The 12214-nt window shown below is 41.6% G+C and carries 17 protein-coding genes; 12 read left to right on the top strand and 5 right to left on the bottom strand.

Translation table 11 applies throughout. The features are described from left to right. Positions 1 to 230 precede the first annotated feature (230 nt). The 8 genes from sigY to HFA01_RS08575 all read left to right on the top strand — a co-directional run bounded on the left by sigY (position 231) and on the right by HFA01_RS08575 (position 4734). Positions 231 to 749 (top strand): RNA polymerase sigma factor SigY, encoded by a 519-nt coding sequence (gene sigY / locus HFA01_RS08540; RefSeq protein ID WP_146815224.1) that lies wholly within the window; start codon positions 231 to 233, stop codon positions 747 to 749. Next, positions 739 to 1059, top strand: coding sequence for a DUF5345 family protein (locus HFA01_RS08545; RefSeq protein WP_146815226.1), 321 nt, complete (start codon positions 739 to 741; stop codon positions 1057 to 1059). The genes sigY and HFA01_RS08545 overlap by 11 nt, the downstream gene beginning before the upstream one ends. Continuing rightward, positions 1056 to 1280 (top strand): sigma-Y antisigma factor component, encoded by a 225-nt coding sequence (locus HFA01_RS08550; protein ID WP_146815228.1) that lies wholly within the window; start codon positions 1056 to 1058, stop codon positions 1278 to 1280. The genes HFA01_RS08545 and HFA01_RS08550 overlap by 4 nt, the downstream gene beginning before the upstream one ends. A gap of 46 nt (positions 1281 to 1326) precedes the next feature. Then, on the top strand, positions 1327 to 1545 hold the full coding sequence (locus HFA01_RS08555) for a PLD nuclease N-terminal domain-containing protein (RefSeq protein ID WP_174787816.1): 219 nt from the start codon (positions 1327 to 1329) through the stop codon (positions 1543 to 1545). A gap of 2 nt (positions 1546 to 1547) precedes the next feature. Further along, on the top strand, positions 1548 to 2468 hold the full coding sequence (locus tag HFA01_RS08560) for an ABC transporter ATP-binding protein (protein WP_146815230.1): 921 nt from the start codon (positions 1548 to 1550) through the stop codon (positions 2466 to 2468). Next, on the top strand, positions 2446 to 3105 hold the full coding sequence (locus tag HFA01_RS08565; RefSeq protein WP_246139303.1) for an ABC transporter permease: 660 nt from the start codon (positions 2446 to 2448) through the stop codon (positions 3103 to 3105). The genes HFA01_RS08560 and HFA01_RS08565 overlap by 23 nt, the downstream gene beginning before the upstream one ends. 260 nt (positions 3106 to 3365) lie before the next feature. After that, positions 3366 to 4136 (top strand): SDR family NAD(P)-dependent oxidoreductase, encoded by a 771-nt coding sequence (locus HFA01_RS08570; protein WP_146815232.1) that lies wholly within the window; start codon positions 3366 to 3368, stop codon positions 4134 to 4136. A gap of 100 nt (positions 4137 to 4236) precedes the next feature. Continuing rightward, on the top strand, positions 4237 to 4734 hold the full coding sequence (locus HFA01_RS08575; RefSeq protein ID WP_146815234.1) for a DUF6241 domain-containing protein: 498 nt from the start codon (positions 4237 to 4239) through the stop codon (positions 4732 to 4734). Between the two features lie 27 nt (positions 4735 to 4761). Here HFA01_RS08575 and HFA01_RS08580 read toward each other — a convergent pair whose 3' ends face one another. Continuing rightward, the gene (locus HFA01_RS08580) at positions 4762 to 5160 is read right to left on the bottom strand and encodes a GNAT family N-acetyltransferase (protein ID WP_146815236.1); all 399 of its coding nucleotides are present in this window, start codon (positions 5158 to 5160) and stop codon (positions 4762 to 4764) included. Positions 5161 to 5454: 294 nt separating this feature from the next. Between HFA01_RS08580 and HFA01_RS08585 the strand changes: the two genes are divergently transcribed. Further along, a complete protein-coding gene (locus HFA01_RS08585; RefSeq protein WP_146815238.1) occupies positions 5455 to 5922 on the top strand; it encodes a hypothetical protein in 468 nt (155 codons plus the stop codon). 63 nt (positions 5923 to 5985) lie between these two features. Here the strand turns inward: HFA01_RS08585 and HFA01_RS08590 are convergent, their stop codons facing one another. From HFA01_RS08590 to HFA01_RS08600, 3 genes are all read right to left on the bottom strand, one after another. Then, positions 5986 to 8139, bottom strand: a complete 2154-nt coding sequence (locus HFA01_RS08590) for an ATP-dependent helicase (RefSeq protein WP_146815240.1) — start codon at positions 8137 to 8139, stop codon at positions 5986 to 5988. A gap of 411 nt (positions 8140 to 8550) precedes the next feature. Continuing rightward, positions 8551 to 9294: a PAS domain-containing protein gene (locus HFA01_RS08595; protein ID WP_146815242.1), complete on the bottom strand. Its 744-nt coding sequence runs from the start codon at positions 9292 to 9294 to the stop codon at positions 8551 to 8553. Positions 9295 to 9493: 199 nt separating this feature from the next. Next, positions 9494 to 9697 (bottom strand): hypothetical protein, encoded by a 204-nt coding sequence (locus tag HFA01_RS08600; RefSeq protein ID WP_089653914.1) that lies wholly within the window; start codon positions 9695 to 9697, stop codon positions 9494 to 9496. A gap of 213 nt (positions 9698 to 9910) precedes the next feature. Between HFA01_RS08600 and HFA01_RS08605 the strand changes: the two genes are divergently transcribed. Genes HFA01_RS08605 through HFA01_RS08615 form a run of 3 tightly spaced genes read left to right on the top strand, consistent with a single transcriptional unit; the run spans position 9911 to position 11171 of the window. Beyond that, the gene (locus HFA01_RS08605; protein ID WP_146815244.1) at positions 9911 to 10495 is read left to right on the top strand and encodes a TetR/AcrR family transcriptional regulator; all 585 of its coding nucleotides are present in this window, start codon (positions 9911 to 9913) and stop codon (positions 10493 to 10495) included. Between the two features lie 14 nt (positions 10496 to 10509). Further along, positions 10510 to 10854 (top strand): DMT family transporter, encoded by a 345-nt coding sequence (locus tag HFA01_RS08610; RefSeq protein ID WP_146815246.1) that lies wholly within the window; start codon positions 10510 to 10512, stop codon positions 10852 to 10854. Positions 10855 to 10856: 2 nt separating this feature from the next. Then, positions 10857 to 11171: a DMT family transporter gene (locus HFA01_RS08615; RefSeq protein WP_089653917.1), complete on the top strand. Its 315-nt coding sequence runs from the start codon at positions 10857 to 10859 to the stop codon at positions 11169 to 11171. Positions 11172 to 11485: 314 nt separating this feature from the next. On the opposite strand, the gene msrA is transcribed toward HFA01_RS08615, so the two are convergent. Beyond that, positions 11486 to 12172: a peptide-methionine (S)-S-oxide reductase MsrA gene (gene msrA / locus HFA01_RS08620; protein ID WP_246139304.1), complete on the bottom strand. Its 687-nt coding sequence runs from the start codon at positions 12170 to 12172 to the stop codon at positions 11486 to 11488. Positions 12173 to 12214: the final 42 nt, after the last annotated feature.

Here is a 12214-nt window from a genome sequence, read left to right on the forward strand (position 1 = left end):
CCTTCCCAGCCACCCCTGACGCCCAACAAGGCAACGAACCCTGTAAACATCCCGAAATTGAGTCTTCCACTATCCTGCCAGATTGTTCAATAACTTTTTTCTGGTCGTTTTCAGAGACTTTTAATAACAATTATGATGAAAAAGAGGAAATTAGAAATTTTTTAACTTTGATTTGAACGAATGAACAAATGCTTACGTCTTATAGTCAGGGAACGAAATGAGGGATGTATATGGATTCGGATCTCATCAGGAGGGCACAAGCTGGAGATGAACAGGCACTCGCTGAACTCTTGAAAAAACACTATAGCTTCATCGTTAAATATGTATGGAAAATGAGCGGGGATGAACAGCTGGCTTATGATGTGACACAGGACACACTCATGAAGACTATCAAGAAGATTAACCAGTTTCATCATCGATCCAAGTTTTCTACATGGCTGATTCAAATTGCTACACACACATACTTGGACTACAAGCGAAAGCAAAACAAGAAAGATAAACTGGATGAGAAACTCAGGAATGAATTTTCCCACTCCCCTGTTTCTTTTTCGAACGATTGGCATGAAGTTCAGGAAGCCTTATGGAAACTTGAGGACGAACATCGGATCCCCCTCGTCTTGAAACATTATTACGGCTATGACTATAAAGATATTGCAAAAATGACCAAAGTGAAAGTAGGGACAGTGAAATCCAGAGTCCATTATGGGTTGGAGAAATTACGAAAGGAGCTGAAAACGGATGACAGATGAAAAGACACCGAAAAGCATGGAAGAAAGGCTTCAGGAAGCAGCCAGACACACAGATACAAAAATGGAACCAACGGAGCCTGCCCTCGCCTACTTTGAGAACCTTATTGAAGAACAGACCGCCCTTTGGTACCGACAGCTGTGGTTTGAATTGACTTGCTTATGGGGCATTGCGTTTATTTTTATATCTTTCCTTATTTTCAGCTTATTCTATGTTCCTCTTTTGTTTGTTCTCGCACAAGTCACTTCCATTATCGTTCTGATCCGCTACTTCTATAAAGAACGCTACGAGATGGTGGAGATGCAGCAATGAAGAATTATGGACCTGAAGAAATGCCTGTATGGGGTTGGCTGATTGTCGCACTCATTTTAATGACACAAAGTTCCATTCTTTTTATTAAAGCTAGAAAAATCGGAAAAGCTCCGTGGTTGTGGGGAATTGTAGGCTTGATTCAATTTCCAGTGCCAAGTATCATCTTTTTCATCTTATGGAAAACGGTCTGGCAGAGGAAAGAAACGAAGGGGAAATCATAATATTTTCTAGAGATAAGAAAAAATGGACCTATAAGGAGGTGATCTCATGTTACTCACTCAAAACGCCATTGAATTTATCAACGACAATTTAGCAATCATCGCTCCCCTGCTCATTATCCAAGTGGTTTTGATGATTACAGCTCTTGTAAGCTTAATACGTGCAGAAGCTACAAAAGGGCCGAAATGGATGTGGGCGCTCATTATCTTATTCATCAACACGATTGGCCCCATTGCTTATTTTATATTTGGAAGGAGTCAAGAGTAGTGATGATTCACCTGAAAAATTTAACAAAAATATTCGATAAAGAATATGCGGTAAGGAACATCACCTTCGACCTGCCACCAGGTAAATGTACCGCTTTGCTTGGCCCAAACGGTGCAGGGAAGACCACAACATTGAAAATGATCGCAGGGCTCATGCACCCCACCTCAGGCCAAGTGGAACTCTCCAATGGGATGAGAGGGGATATTCGCCAATATATCGGTTACCTGCCTCAACATCCTCAGTTTCACAATTGGATGACTGGCAAGGAGTTTCTTCAATATGTCGCTCGCCTTTCTCATATTCCTCATCTTGAATCTAAAAAGCTAGCGGAACGGTTACTGGAACGTGTGGGCATTGCGGATGCCAAAAATCGAAAAATATCCAGCTACTCCGGTGGGATGAAACAAAGATTAGGAATTGCACAAGCCATGATTCACAAACCCAGTGTTCTTTTGTTGGATGAACCGGTCTCTGCGTTAGATCCAATCGGCCGGCGCGATGTATTAAATTTGATGGAAGAATTGAAACAAGAAGCTACGCTGCTCTACTCCACCCATATTCTTAGCGATGCTGAGGAGGCAAGTGATGAAATTCTCCTTATGCACAAAGGATCTATTGTAGAATCCGGCTCTCTTCAAGATGTCAAGGAACGACACCAGTTAGATAAGATCACACTTCGATTTGAAGGAGACATGCAATCATACCAAGAAAAAGTAGAAGCTTTCCCGTTTGTCACCCACACAGATATCCAAAAGAAAAAGCTCCATGTATATGTGCAGAATGTCCACGAGGCTCGTGCCGTTCTCTTAGACCTTGTAAACAAGGAAAAATGGCCGCTTCTATTCTTTGAAGTAGGTCAGACAACACTTGAGGATCTATTTATGAAGGTGGTGAATGAGCATGCAATGGCTGACCATTTATAAAAAAGAGTGCCTGGAATCTGCAAGGAATTACAGGTGGGTTTGGGTTCCTCTTGTCTTTATTCTTTTTTGTATCATGGATCCTTTAACGACTTATTATCTCCCGCAGATCCTTGAGTCAACCGGAGGACTTCCTGATGGGGCGACCTTTAATATCCCGACTCCGCCGGCACCAAATGTGTTCATGATGAGCATCTCACAAATTAACACACTTGGCGTGCTCGTCATCGCCCTGATTACGATGGGAACCATTGCTGGAGAACGAAAGTCAGGGGTAGCGGAGCTGATTCTTGTAAAGCCGGTATCCTATAGTGCTTATGTGACCGCCAAATGGGCTGCACATGTCTCACTCGTTCTTCTTTCTGTTTTCGTCGGCTTAATGGCAAGCTGGTATTATGTGCAACTTCTTTTTGGTGATGTTTCTTTCATTCACGTCATAAGTTCAGCCGCCTTCTATGGCCTGTATATTATTTTCGTCATCAGTATTAGCCTCTTCATGAACACATGGACGAAAATTCCCGGCCTTGTTTTGTTTTTAACGATCAGCGTTATCCTTATATTAAATTTGATTACAAGTATTTTTCTCACCTTTTGGAATGGAGTCCTACAAGCATTGTCTCTCAACTTCCAGCCCTGCTAAGAAGCGGAGAAGCCAGTCAAAACCTCTGGATGGCTGGTTTGATCACCATACTGTCAATCATTCTCCTCCTTTTCGGAGCTATTCAGACACTGAAGCGAAGAGAGATCGTTTAGACAAAACCTACCAGACAAGGTCATCCATATTCTGGATGACCTTGTCTGGTTATTTCTGGTTTTTAAACATGTGATTTGTTCTTCATGATTATAGGGTATAAACTATTAGCATCTATTGCATACGAAGTTGTTAAAGGAGAGATTTACATGAAGCCAACTGCATTGATCACAGGAGCTTCGGGCGGTATAGGATACGAACTTGCCCGGCTGTTCGCTAAATCAGGGTATCACTTAATTGTCGTTGCACGATCCGAAGAAAAGCTTCATCAATTAAAAGGGGAACTGAATGGTCATCCAATTACGATCATTCCTCAGGATCTATCAGAAACCGGAGCAGCCGAAGTTGTGTACAGTAAGGTAAAAGAACTCGGCCTGAATGTTACTGTTCTTGTAAATAACGCTGGATTTGGTCTGAATGGAGCTTTCGAAGACCTCCCTCTGCTGGACCAACAAAAAATGTTGCAGGTGAACATCAATGCACTTACTGAACTTACCCACCTGTTCTTACCTGAAATCAAAGCCGCCCGCTTCCGCTCCATCCCTAAAGGGGTGTTGAATGTAGCGAGCACGGCTGCCTTCCAGCCTGGTCCAAAAATGGCCGTGTACTATGCTTCCAAAGCCTACGTCCTTTCCCTTTCAGAAGCTCTTGTAGAGGAGCTTAAAGATACAAGTGTGACGGTCACCACCTTATGCCCGGGCGCAACAGATACGAACTTCTTTAAAACGGCAAAAGCAGAGCATACGAAACTTGTAAACAATACAATGTCGCCTGAATCGGTTGCCAATTCCGGGTTCCTCGGCTTTGTGAAAGGCAAACGTGTAGTTATTCCCGGAGTGATGAACCAAGGGTTAGCCTTTGCATCCAAGTTCATCCCACGCTCATTTGCAGCAAAATTAGCTCATTATGTCGATAGCTAAGGAGAGGTCATACAAGTTTATTTGTATCCATTCTCTTTTTCTCCCCCTCCCCTTCCTATATAATAGAAATTACTGGTAAACACTTTTAAGGGGGCTGCACATGAAGAGATTAATCCTATGGTTTTCATTCTGTCTATGTATCGGTGCCGTCACAGGAGCCTATTTGTATGTACAAACCCAGGGGGCAACCATAGCTCATGGTGTCACAGGAACAGTGAACGCGGAAGAACTGAGAGCCTATGAGAGAGATGGGAAAAATCCTTTTGGAGGAGAGATTTCGGGGCCAGAATTGACAGACAAAGAATACCAGGAATACATTCATGGCATGGCACATCAGAAAGTAAAAGCAGATGAAAAATGGACGTTTTTTGAAATCCACCCCCTTCGTATTTCTTGGCTGCTGGAACATTTGGAGACGAATGATTTGACTCATAAGCATGTCTATAAGCAAATTTTAATGAAATGGGCTGATGAAGATTTTTCTAATGCTGTAGCTGACCATAACACGATTTGGGAAATGCAGCGCGGCACCATTGGAAAAGCCAAGCGCCTCCTTACTCCTGAGGAAGAGGACGAATATATAAAAGAAAACAACTGACCCGAGATCATCGAGTCAGTTGTTTTTTTACATTTCTTCAGCTGATTTCCTAAATCCATAAAAGGAGCGGTATCCTTGATTCGCATAGTACCCACTGGACTTTGTGGAAGCCAACATTTCCACCCGCGTACTTGGGTAGCACTCATGGGCGGTTTGAATCAATTTCTCCGCAATTCCCTGATTTCTAAAACTTTCTTTCACAAGCAAATCACACACGTACAATGTGATGGACCCATCCGTGAGCCCTCGGAGGAAGCCGGCGAGTTCACCATCTACAATGGCAACTAAAGCTGGTTCTGAATTCAACCAGGAGCATAACGTTTCCTCGCCACGTTCTACAAGGCCGCTCCATCCTTCTTTTTCATTTAATTGCTGGACAGCGTCAAAATCTTTTTCAAGAAACGTACGAATTTGAATAGCTTCCATGTCATCCTACCTTTCGCTGTGATTAAGATTTTCCCCTTTGAGCCGTCACCCAGTCTGTTGATTCTATTTGTCTACTCTTTATTACGTTTGATTCCCTTAAACGTTTCAAGTTATATAAGAAAATCCGACTATTTTTTGAATAACTTTTAACGTCTTCCTATATCTTTGTTGTGGTCCTCCCCGAAAACCCAGCTTTGGGTTGCTAACAAATCAGAATTTTTAAGAATCAGATGGAGGAAAGTATGGTAAAATGTGAACGGAAGTTTTTCTTTTTTTGTTCAAGGAGTGGAAAACATGTGGAAAAGAATTTTACTGTTTGCGACATTGGTTTTTCTCGCCGCTTGTTCATCGCAAAATCTATCGCTTGAGGATTTGGAAACGGCTTATCCTGAAACGTTCGCTCAGCAGTTAGGTTCCTTATCGGAGGAGAAGAAGGAGAAGCTCGGTCTTCCTGAAGATATGCCATTCGAAGTCACTCAGGTTGAGTCAACGGTGGAAGACAACAGAGTCGATATCCTCTATCAATCGGATGGTTCAGAAAAAGCCGAGGTAAGCACGTTGTATGAACCTGGGAACATTCTCCAAGAATCAGAACTGCAGGTCCCTTTGAATTCTGGCGCTGTAGCCGGTGTCCAGGAAAAGGAGGATCATATTTTTGTAGAATGGTATGATGGTGATCTAGATGTCATCTATCAGCTCGAATACTATGGTCCTGAAGAAGAACGGGCAGAAAAAGCTATGAATGTTGCAAACGCTATATAAAATTTCATCTATGAGATTTCTATAGAAGAGCCGTCACTTATGTTGTGACGGCTCTTCTATTTACTATAGTTTTTCCAGCTTTTTAAAGTTACGACTGATCGGCCGGGGGGCTTTAAGACGGTCAAAGAAGACCAGGTAATTGTTTTTCTTCTCATCGACTTCTTGGATGGAACCTTCTCCGAAAACGGGATGCTTGACCCGGGTTCCTTTTTCAAAGAAATCACCAGAAGGTTCTTTCTCCAGACGATGGGAGGCACGAATATATTCTTTCGCTTCTTCAATGAGAGATTCATCCAACTCTCCGATACGATCATAGAAACGATCTTCGACTTCAAATATAAAACGGGAAGGGTATTTCTTTTGTCCTCCATTTTGAAAGCCTTCAGATTCTGTTAAATACAGTTCCTGTTCCGCTCTCGTCACGGCTACATAGGCAAGCCTGCGCTCCTCTTCCAGCCCCCTCTCTTTCCGTTGCCTGATTGCCCGCACATTGGGAAGGACACTTTCTGACATACCAATAACAAATACATAAGGATACTCCAGTCCTTTGGCTGTATGAATCGTCATGAGTTTAATGGAATCGATCTGGTCTGCCCTATCGTTATCTGTATAGAGTGAAACCATTTGCAAGTATTCGTCCAAATCAATATCTTCCCCAAGTGTTTGCTCATACTGGACAATCGAATGAAGAAGCTCAGTCATATTATCCAACCTCTCTTGATCCCCGTCCTCCCTACGATAAGCTTCGTACCCCGTCACTTGCATAGCTTCTTGAAGCAGTTCCGAAACTTTTCTTCTGCTTCTGATTTCCTTTAAATATTCAATCGCGTCAATGAAAGATTGAGCACCTGTCCGCCTCAGCCGATCATGGTCCGCATATTTTTTCAGGGTTTCATAGAGGGATCGCCCCTCCTCTTCCGCTTTTTCCCTGAGGAAACTCATACGCTTCTTCCCAATTTGACGTTTCGGTACATTAATGATGCGACTGAAAGACAAATCATCCTGAAAAGCGATCATCCTCAAGTGAGCGAGAGCATCCTTAATTTCCAGGCGGTCAAAAAATTTAAAACCACCGAAAATCGTGTATTCGATATTTTCAGCAATCAGTTCCTGTTCCACAAATCGGGATAAGTAATTCGCTCGATACAGAATAGCGATTTCACTCAGATTTGCTCTCTTTTTTTCCACGAGCTGTTTGATCCTACTCACGATCCATTTCGCTTCCTGTATCTCGTCTTTCCCATGATAGTGAACCACTTTCACTCCTGAAGGATTGACAGGAAGCATGTCCTTATCCACCCTGAAGTAGTTATTGCGGATCAAGGCATTTCCCAAAGAGAGAATCTCCGGTGTGGAACGGTAATTTTCCTTTAAAAAGATGGTCTGAGCATCAGTAAAGTAATTTTCAAAGTCCACCATGTACTTAGGGTCAGCTCCCCGCCATTCATAAATGGTTTGATCGGGATCACCAACGACGAATAGATTTCCCTGTTTTTCAGCAAGCATTTTCACAAGTTCGAATTGTTTTAAGCTGCTATCCTGAAATTCATCGACCTGTATGTAAAAAAGTCGATCCTGCCACTTTTCAAGCACCTCTTTATTTTGTTCGAAAAGAGTGAAAACAAAATTGAGCAAATCATCGAAATCCAGCCCGTACACACGCTTTTGCTTCTTGAGGTACTGTTGGATAATCTGACTGTCGAGGTCTCCTGATTCTTCTACGGAAGGCATTTGTCCACGTAAAATCATTTGTTGTACATAATGCGTGTTTCCTTTAAGGATACCAATCTTATCGAGAATCCTTTTGAATGTTTTATCATTCAGTTTTAATCCCATATCCTCAAAGATCTCTCTCAGTAAAATCTTCTGATCTTCCACGTCCAAAATGACAAAATTCTTTGGGTAAAAAAGCCGGTGAATATCTTCCCGTAGGACACGGACACAAAATCCGTGATACGTGGTTATAAATCCTGTATCCTGCTCTCCCCCAATTAACTTTTTCACCCGTCGCCTCATTTCATGGGCGGCCTTGTTTGTAAAGGTTACAGATAAAATATTAGCTGGGTCGATCCCGAGCTCATTTACGATAAAGGCATACCGATGAGTCAGGGCCCGTGTCTTACCAGAACCTGCACCTGCAATGACGCGGACGTATCCTTCTGTAGATACAACCGCTTCTTGCTGTGATGGGTTCAGTCCGTCCAGTAGTTCTTCCATATCGATCACCTTTCAAGAACATTTGTTTGTATTATAGCACATTAAACAAAAGGCAGTCTGCGTTCTTTTATTCGTAAAAAAGGAATGACTGATTTCTTTATGGAAAAACTTTAGGTGGGAAGCATGAACTTTTGTGTATAAAAGGTGAAAGGAGAATTTATTTTATGAAGAAGTATGGAAAGGAACCCGATAATATTCTCTGAGTACGTTTTCTCCAAGGGGAGGGTTCTTGAGCATAACCACCTTTAGGAACATGAAGGCTGCTCCCCTTGATTTCATCGTGTGATGGCCGAAGACATAACAAATGATGGGTGCGAGAAGGCTCTTTAATCACGGAGTAAGCTTACTGTTTTCCATTTATGGATATTATATGGAAATTTATCTCTAGATGATCGTTAAAAGGCTTTATATTTATTTGAACGTCGGTTTCAACCCCGTCTCCAGAAAATACTTTGTTGCTTGCTGTACGTTCATAAACGTTCGCACCCCATCCAATTGGATATGATTTTCTGCGAATTGCATCACTACCTGTGGACGCATACCGGCAAGTACAACCTCTATGCCCAACAATTTAAGACTCATCATAAGGTTTTTCAAAAGGACTGCCCATTCTTCATCGATTGAAGTAATTCCTGAAAATTGAATCGCCAGTCGACTAACATTCTGCTCCTGACATAAAACAGGTACTCTCTCCAATAAGATGTGGCGCTGTTCTTCTCTTAAAATTGGCTGCAAAGGTAAAAGAGCATACCCTTTAGCAATGGTTACAATATTAGCTGTCATTTCTTCAATCATATGGATTAACTCTTTCTCCCTTTTTGATTGTTCCGTCCTATTAAAAATACGTATGAGAATAAAGTTCTCTCCTTCATGAATGAAACGTTTAGTGTAAATATGAAGCACCATGTTCATATCCTTCCACTGGAATTCCACCCCTTCAAAATCTATGTCTTTTTTCTCTTGGATAGACTTTGATAGGACTCTATTTTCTGGTGCTACATTCGGATACAAATGATTCAGTTTTTCTCCGACGACCCGCTCTTCCTCTAATTGGAACATCTTTACATAAGCAGGGTTAACGTATGTGATCGTGTATTCTTCGTTACTGATCAGTACCCCCTCATCCAAAAGGTCCATTGCATTCCGTAATAGCATGAGTATCCCCCCAGTACAAATCTCTTACTTTTATTATGATGATATACAGAAGAAATGCAAGGTAATTCAACATAATTGTCTAAATATTATGAATAAATAACAATACCCTTCCATATCTTCAACTTAATGGCAGGATTGTGGAATAAAACAGAAGAAGTGCGTCAACGGTTCAAGAGCTGAGCCGCTGACGCACTTCTTCTTAAGCCTTTTCCATTTTGTCGCATTTGGACAAGATAGCTACATGTTTAAGATTACCAATGGAATCGAATTCTATTTCAACATAATCTCCTGGTTTCACAAAGCTAAGCCTCTCTCTGAGTACAGAAAGTTCATTCTTAAATTCGGATTCTTCGACCAAAATCGCATAAGCCCCTTCGTATCGATCCAGTTTATATTGGTTCACCGATTCAATCCCCTTCTGTTTTAGTATCAGGCACCCTGGCAAATGATGTGCCTTCATTCTTACCATTTCCTTTTATGGTATAAGTCCTCTTATTACAAAGCATTCCCTTCCTTAATCATGACTAAACATGTCGAATTTAGAGTTCTGGACAACAATCCTCCGGCGTGGTAAAATAAAACTAACAAACGTTAGTTAGTGAAAGGAGAGAGCTGAATGACAAAAGAAACGATTATTGAAGAGAGTCTTAAGCTCTTTGCCAATTATGGATACGAAAATACGACCCTTGCCAATATTGCTGAAGCTGTTGGAATAAAAAAACCTTCTCTTTATAATCATTTTGATAATAAAGAAGATATCTTCCTTCATGTTCTTTACGACGTGGGAGAAAGAGAAAAGAGTCATTTAATGAATCAGGCAGAATCCATTGACCTGGACTCCGTGGCTGATCGTCTCCATGAGATCTACCGTGTCTATTTGGAACACATGGCTCATTCCACAGAAGGCATGTTCTTCAAGCGTGTAACCTTTTTTCCGCCCGAAGATTTCGCAGCTGAAATTAAAAAAGTCTTCTTAATGGTGGAAGACTGTATGACTGAGATCATTCGCCCGGTGTTTGAACGTGGAATAGAGAAAGAAATTATCCGCCCTCTTTCTACAAATACGCTGACTTCAGCATTTTATACGTTGATTGACGGTTTGTTTCTGGAAGAAAATTTTTACGACCGGGAAGTTTTTGAAGAAAGACAGAAAGCAAGCTGGCAAATCTTTTGGCTTGGCATTAAAAACCCAGGGCATTAGGGAGGTAGGAAACGATGGCATGGATTTATTTATTCTTCGGTGCTTTTTTCGAAATCGGATGGGCTGTTGGGTTGAAATTGTCAGAGGGTTTCACGGACCCCCTCTTTTCAACCATTACCGTCATTTGTATTATTATAAGCTTCACTTTCTTCACCAAAGCATTGAAAGTGATCGATATTGGAACAGGGTATGCGATATTTACAGGGATTGGCGCAGCAGGTACAGCTTTAATTGGGATGATCTTTCTTGGCGACGGAGGCGGAGCTGGGAAAGTCTTTTTTATTGCTCTTTTAATTACAGGCATTATTGGTTTAAAAATGTCTGATACTAATTCAGAACAGGTACAACAGGAGGGATAAGCATGGCATGGGTATTTTTAATGATGGCTGGAGTAGGTGAAATGACGGCCATGTTCTTTTTGAAGCTGTCGGATGGCTTCCAAAAACGGAAACCAGCGTTCATGGCTATCCTTGCAGGTGCGGCGAGCTTTTACTTCCTTTCTTTATCTTTAAAAGATCTTCCAATAGGAACGGCTTATGGGATATGGACAGGAATTGGTTCGGCAGGGACCGTTTTGCTGGGCATCTTCTTCTTTAAAGAAAAAGCGAATCGGAAACGTCTGTTGTTCATCACTTGTATCGTTGCCGGAGTCATCGGTTTAAAAATGGTTTCTTAGCCGAAGGATAGGCTTGTAATCTTATTTTTTAACAATTACAATAGAATAAGCAACAATCTACAATATTCGACAAAACCTGCTTTTTTCTGTCGTTTTGTAGTGATGGAGGAAATATTATGAGAAAAATTTTACTTGCCATTTTAATGGTTATTGTCATCGGTTTTAGTTATGTAGGCTATACAAGTATGGATACGGATGCCAATCCTTCCATTCCTAAAGAAACAGAAAGCTACTGAATTTCAATGATTTAAACCCCTTCGCTTATACGAAGGGGTTTTGTTTTAGTATAAAAGGTGAGCCTCCAATGATCGAGGTTATTTCTTAGGAAGGTCCAATTCTAAGCCTTCTCCCCATCTGTCTTCTAAATATTGATCGCGCCCTGAATTCCCACGATAGAAATCGTATCTCAATTTGTTTTTCTTATAATAATCCTGGTGGTATTCCTCTGCCCTATAAAACTCTTCCGCTTCCCGGACAGGGGTGACTAATTCTTTTTGAAAGCGATCGGAATTTTGAAGTTCCTGTTTGGATTGTTCAGCGATTTGCCGCTGTTCAGAAGTATGATAAAAGATGGCGGTCGTATATTGATACCCTCGATCCACAAACTGACCTTCGTCATCGGTGGGGTTGATTTGTCTCCAGAAGACATCGAGAATCTGCTCATAGGAAATGACGTCTGGATCATAATAGATTTGAACAGACTCAATATGACCCGTTCCTCCAGAAGATACTTCATCGTAAGAAGGGTTTTCTGTTTTCCCTCCCGTGTAACCGGATATGACACTATGGATGCCCTTCAATTTCTCAAATGGAGGCTCCATACACCAAAAGCAGCCTCCTGCAAGAGTAGCCACCTCATAGCCTTCAGGTATTTCATTTGCTGTCACAGCTTCACTATCATAATTACGCTTTGTTAAATAGGCATAAGCTTCCGGGATGGCAAAAACAGCAACTAATGAAAGTATGGCTATCATCATGATCCATTTCGTCCGCTTCTTCACATGCTTCACCCCTTTTGGCTGTTTACTTCAGAATAACACGTT

The organism is Halobacillus faecis, assembly GCF_007991335.1.
Taxonomy (GTDB): Bacteria; Bacillota; Bacilli; order Bacillales; family Halobacillaceae; genus Halobacillus; species Halobacillus faecis.

What these genes read in the sequence shown, in the direction of transcription:
- HFA01_RS08560 (WP_146815230.1), top strand. Translation starts at nt 1,548, where the DNA reads ATGATTCACCTGAAAAATTTAACAAAAATATTCGATAAAGAATATGCG.
- HFA01_RS08550 (WP_146815228.1), top strand. Translation starts at nt 1,056, where the DNA reads ATGAAGAATTATGGACCTGAAGAAATGCCTGTATGGGGTTGGCTGATT.
- HFA01_RS08580 (WP_146815236.1), bottom strand. Translation starts at nt 5,160, where the DNA reads ATGGAAGCTATTCAAATTCGTACGTTTCTTGAAAAAGATTTTGACGCT.
- HFA01_RS08595 (WP_146815242.1), bottom strand. Translation starts at nt 9,294, where the DNA reads ATGCTATTACGGAATGCAATGGACCTTTTGGATGAGGGGGTACTGATC.
- HFA01_RS08590 (WP_146815240.1), bottom strand. Translation starts at nt 8,139, where the DNA reads ATGGAAGAACTACTGGACGGACTGAACCCATCACAGCAAGAAGCGGTT.
- HFA01_RS08555 (WP_174787816.1), top strand. Translation starts at nt 1,327, where the DNA reads ATGTTACTCACTCAAAACGCCATTGAATTTATCAACGACAATTTAGCA.
- HFA01_RS08570 (WP_146815232.1), top strand. Translation starts at nt 3,366, where the DNA reads ATGAAGCCAACTGCATTGATCACAGGAGCTTCGGGCGGTATAGGATAC.
- HFA01_RS08565 (WP_246139303.1), top strand. Translation starts at nt 2,446, where the DNA reads ATGCAATGGCTGACCATTTATAAAAAAGAGTGCCTGGAATCTGCAAGG.
- HFA01_RS08585 (WP_146815238.1), top strand. Translation starts at nt 5,455, where the DNA reads ATGTGGAAAAGAATTTTACTGTTTGCGACATTGGTTTTTCTCGCCGCT.
- HFA01_RS08545 (WP_146815226.1), top strand. Translation starts at nt 739, where the DNA reads ATGACAGATGAAAAGACACCGAAAAGCATGGAAGAAAGGCTTCAGGAA.
- HFA01_RS08605 (WP_146815244.1), top strand. Translation starts at nt 9,911, where the DNA reads ATGACAAAAGAAACGATTATTGAAGAGAGTCTTAAGCTCTTTGCCAAT.
- sigY (WP_146815224.1), top strand. Translation starts at nt 231, where the DNA reads ATGGATTCGGATCTCATCAGGAGGGCACAAGCTGGAGATGAACAGGCA.
- HFA01_RS08615 (WP_089653917.1), top strand. Translation starts at nt 10,857, where the DNA reads ATGGCATGGGTATTTTTAATGATGGCTGGAGTAGGTGAAATGACGGCC.
- HFA01_RS08575 (WP_146815234.1), top strand. Translation starts at nt 4,237, where the DNA reads ATGAAGAGATTAATCCTATGGTTTTCATTCTGTCTATGTATCGGTGCC.
- HFA01_RS08610 (WP_146815246.1), top strand. Translation starts at nt 10,510, where the DNA reads ATGGCATGGATTTATTTATTCTTCGGTGCTTTTTTCGAAATCGGATGG.